Below are 14,620 nucleotides of genomic sequence, written 5' to 3'. Positions count from 1 at the left end.
GCTCAGCTCTCGGCGGCCTTGCGGTACCCACGCACCGCGAGGCCGCCGAAGACGACGATCAGGCCGGCCGACCAGGCGATGGTCTGTAGTAGCGGGGTGGCTATCGGGCCGCCGAGGAGGAAGCCGCGCATGGCTTCGATGGCGCAGCTCATGGGCTGGCCCGCGACGATGGGCTGGAGCCAGCCGGGGTAGTTCTGCACGGCGACGAAGCCGGAGTTGAAGAACATGCCGACGAGCACGACGATGGCGAAGATCTGGGTGACCTGGCCGCCGATGCGGCTGACGCCGACCATGACGACCAGCGGGGTGAACCCGGCGATCACGATCACCGGCACCGCGAGTACGCCGAACACTCCGGTCCAGCCGTTCTGGAAGCGCAGGCCGAGCAGCAGGCCGACCGCGATCACCACGACGGTGGCGGCGAGGGCGCGCACGCATTCGGCGAGCAGGCGGCCGATGAGTCCGGCGCCGCGATGCACCGGCAGCACCCAGAAGCGGCGCAGCAGCCCGCTTTCGCGCTCCCCGAACAGCGACATGCCGGTGCCCATCGCGCCGTACATGGCGCCGGCGACGGCGATCATCGGCACGAAACCGTAGATCGGTTCCACCCCGCCCACCGCGCCGAGGGTTTTGCCGAGCACCAGTTTGTACATGAGCAGCAACAGGATCGGCAGCACCAGCGTGCTGGTCAGCACCTCCTGCTGACGGCTCCAGCGGCGCAGCAGCCGCCCGGTCTCCACCAGGCTCTGATCGATCAGCGCGTTCACCGGCGCTTCCTTTCCACCCACACCGACACGACCGCGGCGAACACCAGCATGCCCGCGATCCAGATGCTCGCCACTGTCAACTCGGAGGTGAACCGGCCGTCGGCCAGCCCGCGCAGCGCATCGGTGACCTGGGAGACCGGCTGATTGCGGACGAACGGCTGGATCCAGCCGGGGAACCCCTCGGCCGGAACGAAACCGGTGGACATCATCACCAGCAGCAGTTGCGGCGCGAACAGCACCGTCGCGCCGAGTTCGGGATTGGCGGTGAAGGTGCCGAGCGCATCGGCGGCCACCACCAGTGCCGCGCCGAATGCCAGCGCGACCGCCACGAACACCACTGCCGGTCCCACACCATGGAACCGGAATCCGAAGATCGTGCCGATCACCAGCGCACCGATCAGCGCCGACAGCGCGCGCACCAGATTCGCCGACATCCGCGCCGACGGCGGCACCCACGCCCGCACCGGCATGGCCCGCAATCGAGTCCCCATCCCGCCCGCGACCTCACGCGCGGCCCGGTCGCCGGCGAACATCGAGGTGAAGAACATCGACTGCACCACGATCAACGGCAGCAGGTACTGCGCGTAATCGATGCCGACGGCTTCCATCGACTTGCGCAGCGGCACATAGAAGCAGACGAAGAAAACCAGCGGCGAGGCGAACCCGAGGATCAGATCGCCCTCACGGATGGCGGCGCGGATGCCGCGCTCGCTCAACGCGCTCCATTGCAGGCCCGGTGGAACTCGCAGCGCCGCAACCTCGTCGCGCACACCCGGCGCCGCGGCCCCGATCGGCGCGTGCTCGGCGATGCCCTGGCTCATGCCGCCACCTCCACACGCTGCTCGTTCGCCCCGGCTGTGCGGCCACGCAATTTCAGTTCCCGGAGGAGTGCATTCGAGCCAGCGTTCGGCACCAGGCTGATGGACTCGGCCTTCGTCGCCGGCCGGGGCCGGGCGTGATGCACACCGCTACGGGCGTGGACGACCGCTGCGACCCCCGGCGTCACTGAAGCCGCGCTGATCCCGATCACGCGGTGGCCACCACAGCCGGCGGCGCGGTCCACCTCAGGCACCCGCGATTCCGGCGCTATCTGTCCCGCGATCATGCCGAGACCTCGACGACGGCATCGGCCGGCTTGGTCAACTGGATGAACACCTCGTCCAGCGACGGGCGGCGCAGCGCGATATCGATGAGTTCGATATTCGCGGCGGTGATCCGGTTCAGCGCCTCCGACAGCGTCACGGCACCGTCCGGGGCGGGCAGCGACACCCGGTCGGCGGATTCGGCGACGGTGCAGGCGCCCAGCTCGCTGAGAGCGGCGACTACGGCGGGCACATCGCCTGCGTCGACCGGGACGACCTCGCAGTAGCTCGAGCCCGAACGCGCCTTGAGTTCGTCGGCGGTGCCTTCGGCGATCACCGTGCCCTTGTCGACGACGATGATGTTGTCGCTGAGGGCGTCGGCCTCTTCGAGGTACTGGGTGGTGAGCAGGATGGTGACGCCCTGCTGCTTCAACTCGCGCACCAGCGTCCACAGGTTCTGCCTGCTGACCGGGTCGAGGCCGGTGGTCGGCTCGTCCAGGAACACCACGCGCGGGGATCGCACCAGGCCGCAGGCGATGTCGATGCGACGGCGCATGCCGCCCGAGTACTGCCCGACCCGGCGGTCGGCCGCCTCGGTGAGAGTGAAGCGTTCCAGCAGTTCGTCGGCGCGCTGCCGGGCCGCCTTGCGGCGCAGGCCCATCAACCGGCCGAACAGCACCAGGTTCTCCCGGCCGGTGAGCATCTCGTCCAGCGCGGCGTACTGGCCGGTGAGCATGATCGACTCACGCACCCGCTCGGCCTGGGAGACCACATCGAACCCGGCCACGCTCGCCCGACCGGCGTCGGGTTTGACCAGGGTCGACAGCACGGAGACCGTCGTGGTCTTCCCGGCACCATTGGGCCCGAGCACGCCGAGCACACTGCCCGCCGGCACACCGAAGCTGATGCCGCGCAAGGCTTTCACCTCGCCGAAGGACTTCTCGACGCCGTCGACGACGATCGCCGCATCCGATCCTGACACTTGCCGCTCCATTCTGGAGTTCACTCCCCTGCGTTGCTCTCTGGTGCTCATGCCCTGCGAACCTGCAGCGCGAGCGGGTCATCCGGGCCATGTCGACGTTGCTCTTGGACTCATGGCGCCGGCCGCACCATCGCGGCAGATTCCTCGTCGTCCCACCGCGCAGCCCGATCGCCGCCGCCGAACCGCGCGCATGCACTTGTTCAGTTCGGCCATATCGGCGAACCGGCCGTGTCGAACCGGTCGTGGTGCGCCGGTCGTGGTGCGCTGGCCGCGGCGAACCAGCCGTAGCGCGCCGGCCGCGGCAAACCAGCCGTAGCGCGCCGGCCGCGGCAAACCTGCCGTAGCGCGCCGGCCGCGGCGAACCAGCCGTAGCGCGCCGGCGCGGTGGGCCGGCCGCCGCTACGTCGCCCGTGCGTCACGACTCGCCGTTGCGCGGTTTCCGGCGGCTGTGCCGGGCCGAACGGTGGTCCGGTCGCCGCCTCTGACCTTCGGTCAGCGGACTCCCATTCCTCATCGCTTGTTACTCATTCCGCGCCGCTCAGCCGAGCAGCGATACCACCTCGTCCAAGGATGCGCCGCCGAGAATCGCGGTGACGGGTACGTCGCGCTGCAGATCCGATTCGATGCGCTTGCGCAGGTCGAGGGCCTGAAGCGAGTCGAGCCCGAGCGCGACCAATGGCGTTGAGCCGTCGATGGTTTCGGTGGCGTCCATGCCCATTACCGACCGCAGCGCGAACCGCACGCGTTCGGCGGTGTCGCCACCACTCGCCGGCGCTGCTTCGGGTGCCGGCTCGGCCACGGCGACCCGGGTTTCGACGGCCGGTTCTGCCGCAGGGCGGGCGGTTTTCCGCGCCTCGGGCAGCACCGGCGGCGCCAGCTCCCGCACCTGATCGAACAGCGGCCCGAACCCGAACACCTCGAACAGCGTCGCGACCCGGCCCCAATCCGCGGCCACCACGAGCGCGTTCGCGGCTGCTTCGGTGAATCCCGCCGCGATCGACGCGTCGACGTCCATCGGGTACAGCCCGGTGCCGCTGATCTGTGCCAGCGCATCGGCCTGATCGGCGCCGACTTCACGCCACAGGCCCCACTGCACCGACGAGCAGGCGATGCCCTCGGCGCGCAGCCGGGCCGCGGCGGCGTCGAGCATCCGGTTGACGGCGGCGTAGAGCAGATGCCCGCGCCCGCCGATGGTGGCCGAGAGCGAGGAGCACAGCAGCACCCGGCCGTCCTCGGCCAGTGGCAGTGCGCGCACCAGGTTGTCGAGGGCGCCGAGCTTGGCGGCGGCGGCCGCGCGCACGGTCTCGGGGGTGAGTTCGGCTGCGGCGGCGCCGTAGTCGACGGTGGCGTGCACCAGCAGGTCCACCGGTGCGCCACCGTGCTCGGCGGCCAGCGCCCGCACCGAGTCGGCGTCGGTGACGTCACCGGTGCGGACCACGATGTCGGTGCCGCCGAGTGCACGCAGTTCGGCGATGCGCGCGCGGGCGTCGGCATTGCCGCCGGACCGGCTGATCAGCGTGATGCGCCCGGCACCGGCGCGGGCGAAGCGTTCGCAGATATCGAGGCCGAGTTTGCCGGTGCCGCCGGCGATCACGATCTCGCGCGGCGTGCCGGGATCGAGCGCCGTGGCCTCGTCGACGGTGAGCCGTTTGCCGTAGACACCGCCCTCGCGGATAGCGAGTTCGGGTTCGCCCGCCGTGTGCACCGCGCCGAGCAGCGCCTTGGCCGAGGCCGCGGCGTCCGCACCGGGCGCCAGATCGACGTGCCGGAACCGCACACCGAGGTGTTCGGGTGCCAGGCAACGGAATCCGGCCTGCGCAGCGGCCTGGAACAGATCGGGCTGCTCGTCGCCGGTCACGGCTTCACCGCCGCGGGTGACCAGCCAGATGTCGGCCACCCCGTCGAGTTCGGGCAACCAGCTCAGGTCGGCGAAGGCGGCCAGCTCGGCGACAGCGGACTCGGTGGTGCCGTCGGACGGTGGCGGCAGCAGCACCACGGCGGTGTCGAAGGCCGCCGGCGCGTCGACGATCTTGGCGCCCTGCCGGGCCGCGCCCGCCCGTACCGCCTCGGCCAGCTCGCCGCAGCGTCCGGTCGGGTCGATCAGGGTGAGTGTGCGCGGCGGCACCAGCGTGCGCTTTTCCAGCCGTACCCACTGCTCCACCAGCCGGGTGGGGACCGCCGCGGGTTCGGTCTCCGGTTCGGGGTAGTCGAACGGCGCCCACATGGGCTTGGAGTTCATCTCGGTGTTCGGGAAATCCAGCAGCGGCAACGGCGGGCGCTCGTTCGTGCCCGCGGTACGCAGCCCGTCCCAGTCGAAGTCGAGATCACCGACCGCGATGGCGGCCAGGTTCCGGGTGAACTCGGCGAGATCCTCGGCCGAACGGCGGGAGGTGCCGATGGGCTGGAACTCGCGGTCGCCGGGCACCTGGCTCAGGTTCTCCATGATGGCGATCATCAGCGCGGGATGGTCGGCGATCTCGATGAAGGTGTCGATTCCGCGTTCGGCGGCGTCGATGATGGCCAGGTCGAACCGCACCCGATTGCGCAGGTTCCAGAACCAGTAGTCACCGACCGGTAGGTCGGGGGTGATGGGCGCGCCGAGCGTGGCGCCGATGCAGTCGATCGAGGTTTCCTGGAATGTCGGACGATCCAGCTTGTCGGCCATGCCGTCGCAGAATTCCGACCGGAACTTGCTGACGTAGGAGGTGTGCGCCGGATAGGCCACCCGGATCTCTTTGGCGAAGGTGCCCTCGTCGTTGAGCGTCTGGACCATGTTCACCACGGCCTCGCGCTCACCGGAGATTGCCAGCACATGGGCGGAGTTCACCACCGACAGCTCGGCCCACGCGGAACTGCGCGCGATCAGCGCCTCGCATTCGTCGCGGTCGACGCCGAGCACGGCCATCGAGTACTGCCCATCGGTGCCGCCCTCCGGGCACAGTTCCTCGACCAGCTGCGCGCGCAGCGTGACCACCCGGACGCCGTCGGCCAGCGAGATGACCCCCGACACCACCGCCGCGGCGATCTCGCCCTGGCTGTGCCCGACCGTCGCCGCCGGTTCCACACCGACCGCCCGCCAGATCGCGGCCAGGCCGACCATCTGCATGAACAGCGCGGGCTGGACGATGGTCACCTCGTCCACCGCGTCGCCGCCGTCGAGCAGGTAGGTCAGCGGCGAGATGCCGAACAGCTCCTGGAAGACGGCCTCGCATTCGTCCACCGCGGCGCGGAACACCGGCGAATGCTCGTAGAACATCCGTCCCATGCCCGGCCGTTGACTGCCCTGTCCGGGAAAGACATAGGCGATCTTGCGCGGTCTCGCCGGGGCGCCCGAGGTGACGACGGCCGGATGCGGTTCGCCCGCGGCGACCGCGCGCAGGGCCGCGAGCAGCTGATCGCGGTCGGTGACCATGGCCAGTGCCCGGCGCCGGCGCGGGACACGGGTGCGCAGCAACTGGGCGGCGACCTGGTCGGGAGTGAGCGCGGGCCGGGCGTCGACGTAGTCGAGGATCGCGGCGGCTTCGCGGCGCAGCGATTCGTCGGTGTCCGAGGACAGCAGGACCGGAATGGTTCCGTCCGGAAGACGATGGCTAGACATGGTTCTCCTCTTCCGGCACCGGCATGGCGAGCACCGCGTGCGCATTGGTGCCCGCGACGCCGAACGACGACACCGCTGCGTACCGCACGCCGTCGCGCGGCTGCCAGTCCTGCAACTTGTCGGCAAGGCGCAGGGTCGAGGCGGACCAGTCCACCTCGGTGGTCGGGTTGTCGGCGAACCGCGACGGCGGGATCTGCCCGTGCAGCCCCGCGAGCAGCACCTTGATCAGGCCGAGCATGCCCGCCGCGGCCTGGGCGTGGCCGAGATTCGATTTCACCGAACCGAGCAGCGGACCCGGTGCGGCCGGATCGCCGGCGCCGTAGACGCGTTGCAGGGCAATGAGTTCCTTGGGATCGCCGACCGCGGTGCCGGTGCCGTGCCCCTCCACCAAGCCGACCGCGTCGGCGGGAATTCCGGAGCGCGACACCGCTTTGCGGATCAACTGCTCTTGCGCGTCGGTACTGGGCACGGCGATCGGCGCGCCCTTACCGTTGTGGTTGACGGCGGTGCCGAGGACCCGGCCGTAGACGCGATGGCCGAGTTCGCGGGCTCGCGATTCGCGTTCCACCACGACCACACCGGCGCCTTCGCCCCACAGCGTGCCGGAGGCTTCGGCCGAGTACGGCTTGCACTGGCCGTCCGTCGACAGCGCGTTGGCCTTGGAGAATTCGTAGAAACCCGCAGGCGAGCCGAGCACGCAGACCCCGCCGGCGAGCGCCCATTCGCAGTCGTCGTTGCGGATGGCGGCAGCCGCCAGATGCAGCGCCGACAGCGACGACGCGCAGGCGGTGTCCACCGTCATCGACGGTCCCACCAGGCCGAGGCCGTGCGAGATCCGGCCCGCGACGGCGCCGAGCGCGGCGCCGGTGGCGCGGTATCCGGTGTGCTCGTTGACCTGGGCGGCGTGCGGCCCGTACTCGGTGAACGAGGCACCCATGAAGACGCCGACCTCGGCACCTGCCAGGCTCGCGGGGTTGATGCCCGCGTTCTCCAGCGCTCGCCACGCCACGCGCATGCCGACCCGCTGCTGCGGGTCCATCGCGACGGCTTCGCGGGGCGAGATCCCGAAGAAGGCGGCATCGAATTCGGCGGCACCGGTGAGGAATCCGCCCGCATCGCGCACCGGGCTCCAGCCCTCGTTCGCCGCGGACAGGGACAGCAGTTCGGTGATCGGCCAGCCGCGATCACGCGGGAACGGGCCGATCAAGTCTTCGGCGTCGGCCAGCGCCGACCAGTAGCGCGCCAGGGTGTCCACGCCGCCGGGTGCCTCCACCGCCATCCCGGCGATGACGATGTGATCCTCGACGGCGCTCACCGCGACACCGAAACCGGTTCGGCGGACAGCACTTCGGCAATGCCCGCGACCTGGTTGTGCAGGTAGAAATGCCCGCCGTCGAACATGGTGACCTCGAGCGGCTGCCTGGTGTGCTCCTGCCAGGCGTACAGATCGCCCATGCCGACGTAGTCGTCGTCGCTGCCGCCCATCGCGTGGATCCTGGTGTCGAGCACCACGTCCTTGCCGCAGGTGTAGCGGTCGAAGGCGGCGTAATCGGCCTTGAGCGCGGGCAGCGCCATCCGCATCAGCTCCCGGTTGCCCATCACCTCGGCGCCGGTGCCCTCCAGCCCGGAAACGTGATCGAGCAGCTGCTCATCCTCGGTGGGGTGCGGCGGCATATCGGCGCACATCCACGGCGCCACCGCACCGGACACCCCGAGCATGCGCACCGGGATGCCGGCGGCCTCGGCCAGCCGGGTGAATTCGAACGCGACCACCGAGCCCATGCTGTGGCCGAATACGGTGATCGGTTCACCGCGGTTGAGCGTGGAGCGGGAGAACTCGTCGAAGGCGGCGGCGGCCGTCTCCGGCAGCGTCTCCTTGGGGGTTTCGGCGGCCCGGTCCTGCCTGCCGGGGTACTGGAACAGCACCACGTCGAAGTTCGCGCTCAGCGCCTTGGAGAACGGCCGGTAGGTCGAGGCGCCGCCGCCCGCGTGCGGGCAGATGAGCAGCGGTGGGGCGTCCGCGACGCGCGGCTTGTGGAATTTGCGGATCCATCCGGGGGTGTTTGCCATAACTTTCTCCTGCCTCACTGCCACATCCGCCGCATGACCAACATGCCCTGGTCCGCGTCGTCGATTGCTTCGGTCGCGCCCACCAGGCCGTCGGGGTGTTCGGCGATGGCGCGCAAGGTGTTGCTGTACGCGGTTTCGATGATCTGAGCGTCGTTGGCCTCGAAGGAGTCCTCGGCGTAGAAGACGACCACGCGCAACGCGTCACCGGGGAACAGCAGGTCCGGCGGGAAGATCATCACCAGCAGCGCGTTGTCGGTGGCGCCGCGTCCGGAGAACGACACCAGCTCCAGGTTCTCTTGTCCGAGTAGCTGTTCGAGCTCGTCGCGCCCGGACGGGTAGGACTGGTAGACGAACATGCTGTCGAAGAGCTTGCGCGCACCCGCGGTGCGGTTGGCCGAGGTGAGCCGGTACTGGTGGAACTCCATGAGTTCGCGGCGGCGGCTCTGCATCTCATCGAGGTGCTCGCGCCAACTGCGGCCGGCGTCGAGCGCGATCGCGACGGGCACGGTGTTGACGAAACAGCCGATGGCGGTATCGATCTCGTCGATCTCGGCGGGGCGGCCGGAGACCACCTCACCGAAGACGGTCGCGTCCTCGCCGGTCACATAGCGCAGCACATTGGCCCAGGCCAGCTGGCAGATCGCGCTGAAGGTGGTGCCGGTCTCGGAGGCCAGCGCGGTGAGCTTGTCACCGACTTCGGTGTCGATCATGAAGCTGTGCGCGGCGGGCACCGCGTCGCCGCCGGTTTCCCTGCCGGGTGCCACGATGCACGGCTGCACCTGGTCCAGGTACTTCGACCAGACGGCCTCGGTCTCGGCCTCCCGTGCCTGGGTGAGCCGCAGGAATTCGGCGAAGGTGCCCGGATTGCCCAGCGGTGCGGCGGCGCCCTCGGTGGCGTAGGCGGCGAAGATCTCGCGCGGCAGCAGCTGCCCGGACCAGCCGTCGGTGAGGATGTGGTGCGAGGTGAGCACCAGCATGTGCTCGTCCTCGGGCAGGTGCACGACGGTGGCGCGCATGAGCGGGCCGCGGGACAGGTCGAACTGGCCGGCCTGATCGGTGTCGAGGAATTCCTGCAGCTTCTGCTGGGCGTCGGGCCGGTCGCGGTAGTCGACTTCGCTGGTCACGAACGTCATCCGGTCGGCGACGATGGCGTAGGGCTGCCCCGCGTGCGAGACCGAGACCGCCACCCGCAGGTTCGGGTACCGGTTGAGCACGGTGTCCAGCGCCCGGCCCAGCCGTGGCACGTCGAGCGCGCCGGTGACCGAGATGGTGGTCTGCACGGTGTAGGCGTCGCGCCCGGCACTGCTGATCGCGGTGAAGTACAGACCGGCCTGCAGCGGTGCCAGCGGGTAGACGTCGGCGTAATCGCCGTAGAGGTTGTGCCAGCGGTCCAGGTCCAGCTGGGTGACGTCATGGGCGAGCACATCGCTCGGGGTGAGCCTGCGCGCCGGATCATCGCGCACCGCTTTGGCCAGTTCGCGCAGCGCACCCGCCCACAGCTCGGCGAGTTCGCGCACCTGCTCCTCGGCCAGCGGGCCGGAGGGGTAGCGGAAGGAGGCGTGCAGGGCGGGCGCATCGCCTTCGACCAGGGCTACCGTGTTGATGTCGAGCAGCGCCGCGGCGGGCTGGGTTGGCCCGGCATGGCCGCCGAGATAACCGAATTCGGGTGCGGCATCCCATTCCGCGGCCTGCTCTGCGAGCGCGAAACGGCCCATGTAGTTGAAGCTGAGCTGCGGTGCCGGGTGAGACTGCAACTGCGCCTTCGTATCCGGGTTCAGCCAGCGCAACAGCCCGTAGCCGATGCCGGATTCCGGCACCGCGAGCAGCTGCTCCTTCACGGCCTTGACCGCCGCGACCATCTCCGGCTCACCGGAACCGGCCACCTCGAGCGCGACCGGGTAGGCACTGGTGAACCAGCCGACGGTATTGCCGAGATCGGCTCCGGCGAACAGGGTTTCGGCGCGGCCGTGCCGTTCCATGGTGAGCGAGACGGTCGCACCGTCGCGGTCGTGCGCGCGGCGGTAGCGGTGGGTGGCCACGGCCAGCGCCGCCACCTGGATGTCGAGGAAATCGCAGCCGAAGGCCTGGGCCGCGGTCGTCATCAGGAAGGTGGTGTCGTCGGCGTCGAGTTCGGTGGTCACCTCGCGCACGGTGGCGACGGTGTCGCGGGCCGGGTCGAAGGCGCTGTCGCCGAGCAGCGGGTCAGCGGTGGCGGCCACGGTCTGCCAGTAGGGCAGCTCACCGGCGAGGGTTTCGCTGCCCGCAAGTTGCACCAGGTTGGTGTTCCAGGTGCGCACCGAGGTTCCGGTGCCGTCGAGTTCCTCGCCGGCCCAGAGCTGGCGCAGGTCGTCGTGGATGATGCGCCAGGACACGCCGTCCACCACCAGGTGATGGATGACCAGCAGCAGCCGTCCCGTCGCCCGGTCGGGGGTGCGGACCCAGACGGCGCCGAACATCGCGCCCGCGGCGGGATCCATGGCCTCGGCGGTGCCGCGCAGCTGCTCGGCGAGGGTGTCGGCGGCCGCCCGGTCCCAGTCCGACGCATCGAGTTCGACCTCGGTGAGCGCCGGATAGTCGAACGGTTCGCCCGGTGCGGGCACGTAGTAGGCGGTGTTGCCTGCCGGGTCGGTGCCGATTCGGGCGCGCAGCATCGGATGCCGGTCGACCAGGCCGCGCAGCATCGCTGCCAGCCGGTCGGCGGTCGCGTCGGCCGGGGTGACGACGGCGGTGGCCTGGCTGTAGGCGCGGTAGGTGTCCGCGGGACGCTCGGTGAGCAGAGCCGCGATCGGGCCGAGCGGAATCCAGCCGGTGTCGGCGCCCGCGTCCACCAGTTCGGGTGCGCCGGATTCGGCGATCGGCTCGGTGGCCGCGGCGATCGCGGCGATCGTGCGGGCCTCGAACAGGGTGCTGGTGGTGATGGACAGTCCGCGCTTCTTCAACGCCGACGCCATCCGGATGGCGCTGATCGAATCGCCGCCGAGGGCGAGGAAATCGTCGTCGGCGGCCAGTTCGGTGCTCTCGGGAATACCGAGCACCTGCCGAACCACCTCGGCGACAGCGATTTCCGCGTCATCGCGCAGGGCGCGGCCGCGGCCGGTGGAACCGCCGAGATCCGGCACCGGCAGTGCCTTGCGGTCGAGTTTGCCGTTGGCGGTCAGCGGCAGCGCGGGCAACCGCACGAGCGCGGCCGGGATCATGTAGTCCGGCAGCCGTTCGGCGAGGAAGGCGCGGATGGCGCCCGCGTTCTCATCCTCGGGATCGGTCTCGAACGTCGAACCGGGTTCGGGGACGTAGTAGCCGGCCAGCGCGGCGTCGGCACCCTTGGCGACGGCGATCACCGCGGCGGAAACGATGCCGGGCACCTGCCGCAGCACGGCCCCGACTTCGCCGAGTTCGATGCGGTGGCCGCGGATCTTGACCTGATCGTCGACCCGGCCGAGGTATTCCAGCCGGCCGCGCGCGTTCCAGCGCACGATATCGCCGGTGCGGTACATGCGGGCGCCGGGTTCGTCGGCGAACGGGCATGCCACGAAGGTGCCCGCGCTCAGGCCGGGCCTGCGGTGATAGCCGCGGGCGAGCTGTACGCCACCCAGGTACAGCTCACCGATGACGCCGGTCGGCACCTGCCGCAGCTGCTCGTCGAGCACGTACACGGTCGAATTGGATTCCGGCACACCGATGAGCGCGGGTCCCTGCTCGGGGGCACCGTCGAAGTCTTCGTGGGTGATGTCCATCGACGCCTCGGTGGGCCCGTACAGGCCGAGCACCGTGCCGCCGAACACCTTGCTCGATTCCTCCACCAGCGCCGGGGGCACGGCCTCGCCGCCGAGGTAGACGAACCGCATCGACTGCAGGCGCGCGGGATCGGGGCCCGCATCGAGGAAGGCGCGGACCACGCTGGGCACCAGCGAGATCTGGGTGATCTTGTGCCGGTCGATGATTCCCGCGAGCGCCTCCACATCGGCCTGCCACCACTCCGGATGCGGCAGCACCGTCGCCGAACCGGTGCACAGCGCGTTGACCAGCTCGAACACCGACACGTCGAAGCCGATCGGCGCCTTCTGCAAGATGCGTTCTGCGCCGAAGCCGAGATGGTCGCGCATCCACTGCACATGGTTGGCGACACCACGGTGATGGATGATCACGCCCTTGGGGCGGCCGGTGGTGCCGGAGGTGTAGAGCAGGTAGGCGGCATCGAGCGGGTGGATCGGCCGATCCAGTTCGGTGATCTCGAGCGGCGCGTCGTCCAGTTCCGCCAGCTCGGCACGGACCCCCGGATCGGCGAGATCGACCACCGGCACCGAGTTCTGCACCGGCAGCTCGCGATCGCCGGACACCGAGCGGATCATCAGCGCCGGATCGGCGTCACCGAGCATGTACTCGATGCGGTCGGCGGGATAGCTCGGATCGAACGGCACATACACCGCTCCGGCCCGCAGGATCGCGGCGAACGCGACGGGCAGGTGCTCGGACCGTTCGGCGAACACACCGACTCGGTCGCCGGCGCCCACCCCGCGCCCGCGCAGCAGCCGGGCCACACGATTGACGTACGAATCGAATTCGGCGTAGGTGAGGCTGGTGTCCTCGAACACCACCGCCACCCGCTCGGGATAGTTGCGGGCGGAGTCGCGGATCATCGCGTCGGCGGTTTCCGGGACGATCGGCACCCGCGGCCCCGGCGTCCACGCCGCCAGCTTCGCGCGGTCGGAGTCCGACAGCACCAGCAGCCGGTTCAGCGTGACCTCGGCCCCGGCGTGGGCGAGCATCTGATCGATGTATTCGTGCAGCCGCTCGATGGTGGCCGGGTCGAACAGGTCGGTGCGGTAGGTGATCTGCACGTCCACCCGATCGGCGTGCATGAACGCCTCCACCGCCACCGGCAGCAGCGAGGCGCCGTGATCGGCCAGGTGCCAGCTGGTGCTGACACCGGGCAGCTGCGGGCCGTCGATCTTCTGCTGCAAGAACAGCACCATGGTGTCGAACAGCTTGGAGCCGACATTGCCGGTGGCGCGGTTGACCGCGCGGACGATGGCTTCCTGCGGGAAGGTCTTGTGCCGGAACGCCTCCGTCGTCACCCCGCGCACATGATCGACCAGATCGGCGAAGGTGCGGGCGTCGGCGCCGGTGAAGCGCAGCGGCAGCATATTGCTGAGGTTGCCGATCAGCAGATCGCTGCCCGACTCCTCGCGGTTGGCGACCGTCGTGCCGACGACCACCTCGGACTGGCCGGTGACCTGGCGCAACGCGAGGTAGTAGGCGGCCAGGAACACCTGGAACGGGGTGGCGCGCAGCTGGGAGCTGAGGGCGCGCAGGTTGGCGTCGGCGCGGCCGGACAGCAGCCGGTCCATGCGGTCGCCGCGTTCGGTGACGACGGCGGGCCTGCGGTCATAGGGCAGCTGGAGTTCGGGTACCTCGCCGTCGAACTGGGCTGCCCAGAACTCGGATTCGGCGGTGTGATCGGCCTCGGCGAAGCGGTCCTGTTCCCATTCGGCGAAATCGGCGACCTGCCGCTCCAGCGGTTCGGGTCGCGGTTCGCCGGCCAAAGCCTGCTGGTAGAAGCGTTCGACGTCGCGTGAGAGGGCGGGCAACGTCATCCCGTCCCAGGCGATGTGCTGGATGACGAGGATGACGACCGTGGTCTCGGCGTCGGCGCGCAGGAATGTCAACCGCAGCGACGACTCGGCCGCCAGATCGAAGGTCTCGTGCGCGGCGGCGGCGACCAGCTCGTCGATGCGGCGGGTGGTCTCGGCCGGGTCGAGCTCGGTCAGATCCAGTTCGGCCACGCGCGGCGGGAGTTCGGCGTGGATGCGCTGGTACGGTTCGCCCTGCTCATCGGTGTGGTACGTGGTGCGAAGCACCTCGTGCCGCTGCGGCAAGGCCAGGAACGCGCGCCGCAGAGCGTCGTAGTGCACCTCGCCATGGAAGGTGAGCGCCAGACACAGGTTGTAGGCGGTGCTGTCGGGCGAGATCTGCTGATGGGCGAACACATAGCGCTGCCCGAACGACAGCGGTGCCCGCTCGGGATCCCGGCGCGCGGGCACCGCCGGGGTGGCGGCCAGGCCCTCCTGCGCGAGCCGGGCCCGCATCGCTTCCTGAAGGTCGTCCAGCGATCGCATCTACG

Annotated in this window: 8 protein-coding genes; all 8 read right to left on the bottom strand. The window is 69.9% G+C overall.

The annotated features are described in order from the left end of the window. Positions 1-2 precede the first annotated feature (2 nt). Positions 3-767: an ABC transporter permease gene (locus AC4HOU_RS14765; protein WP_163816883.1), complete on the bottom strand. Its 765-nt coding sequence runs from the start codon at positions 765-767 to the stop codon at positions 3-5. Next, on the bottom strand, positions 764-1,588 hold the full coding sequence (locus AC4HOU_RS14760; protein ID WP_228806022.1) for an ABC transporter permease: 825 nt from the start codon (positions 1,586-1,588) through the stop codon (positions 764-766). The genes AC4HOU_RS14765 and AC4HOU_RS14760 overlap by 4 nt, the downstream gene beginning before the upstream one ends. After that, a complete protein-coding gene (locus tag AC4HOU_RS14755; RefSeq protein WP_194989699.1) occupies positions 1,585-1,872 on the bottom strand; it encodes a hypothetical protein in 288 nt (95 codons plus the stop codon). The genes AC4HOU_RS14760 and AC4HOU_RS14755 overlap by 4 nt, the downstream gene beginning before the upstream one ends. Continuing rightward, a complete protein-coding gene (locus AC4HOU_RS14750; protein WP_194989698.1) occupies positions 1,869-2,831 on the bottom strand; it encodes an ATP-binding cassette domain-containing protein in 963 nt (320 codons plus the stop codon). The genes AC4HOU_RS14755 and AC4HOU_RS14750 overlap by 4 nt, the downstream gene beginning before the upstream one ends. Positions 2,832-3,369: 538 nt before the next feature. Continuing rightward, positions 3,370-6,429, bottom strand: coding sequence for a nocobactin polyketide synthase NbtC (gene nbtC / locus AC4HOU_RS14745; protein ID WP_195006961.1), 3,060 nt, complete (start codon positions 6,427-6,429; stop codon positions 3,370-3,372). Further along, positions 6,422-7,744 carry a beta-ketoacyl [acyl carrier protein] synthase domain-containing protein gene (locus AC4HOU_RS14740; protein ID WP_490724628.1) on the bottom strand — a complete coding sequence of 441 codons (1,323 nt, stop codon included), beginning with the start codon at positions 7,742-7,744 and terminating at the stop codon, positions 6,422-6,424. The genes nbtC and AC4HOU_RS14740 overlap by 8 nt, the downstream gene beginning before the upstream one ends. Beyond that, positions 7,741-8,499 carry a thioesterase II family protein gene (locus AC4HOU_RS14735; protein ID WP_163816874.1) on the bottom strand — a complete coding sequence of 253 codons (759 nt, stop codon included), beginning with the start codon at positions 8,497-8,499 and terminating at the stop codon, positions 7,741-7,743. The genes AC4HOU_RS14740 and AC4HOU_RS14735 overlap by 4 nt, the downstream gene beginning before the upstream one ends. A 14-nt stretch (positions 8,500-8,513) precedes the next feature. Beyond that, positions 8,514-14,615 (bottom strand): amino acid adenylation domain-containing protein, encoded by a 6,102-nt coding sequence (locus tag AC4HOU_RS14730; RefSeq protein ID WP_490724627.1) that lies wholly within the window; start codon positions 14,613-14,615, stop codon positions 8,514-8,516. Positions 14,616-14,620 lie beyond the last annotated feature (5 nt).

The organism is Nocardia sp. JCM 38205 (assembly GCF_058222935.1).
Note: the sequence above shows the minus strand (reverse complement) of the source record. Positions and strands in the feature narration are given on the sequence as shown.

Coding starts and splice junctions, on each gene's coding strand:
- AC4HOU_RS14755 (WP_194989699.1), bottom strand. CDS start 1,872: ATGATCGCGGGACAGATAGCGCCGGAATCGCGGGTGCCTGAGGTGGAC.
- nbtC (WP_195006961.1), bottom strand. CDS start 6,429: ATGTCTAGCCATCGTCTTCCGGACGGAACCATTCCGGTCCTGCTGTCC.
- AC4HOU_RS14730 (WP_490724627.1), bottom strand. CDS start 14,615: ATGCGATCGCTGGACGACCTTCAGGAAGCGATGCGGGCCCGGCTCGCG.
- AC4HOU_RS14760 (WP_228806022.1), bottom strand. CDS start 1,588: ATGAGCCAGGGCATCGCCGAGCACGCGCCGATCGGGGCCGCGGCGCCG.
- AC4HOU_RS14735 (WP_163816874.1), bottom strand. CDS start 8,499: ATGGCAAACACCCCCGGATGGATCCGCAAATTCCACAAGCCGCGCGTC.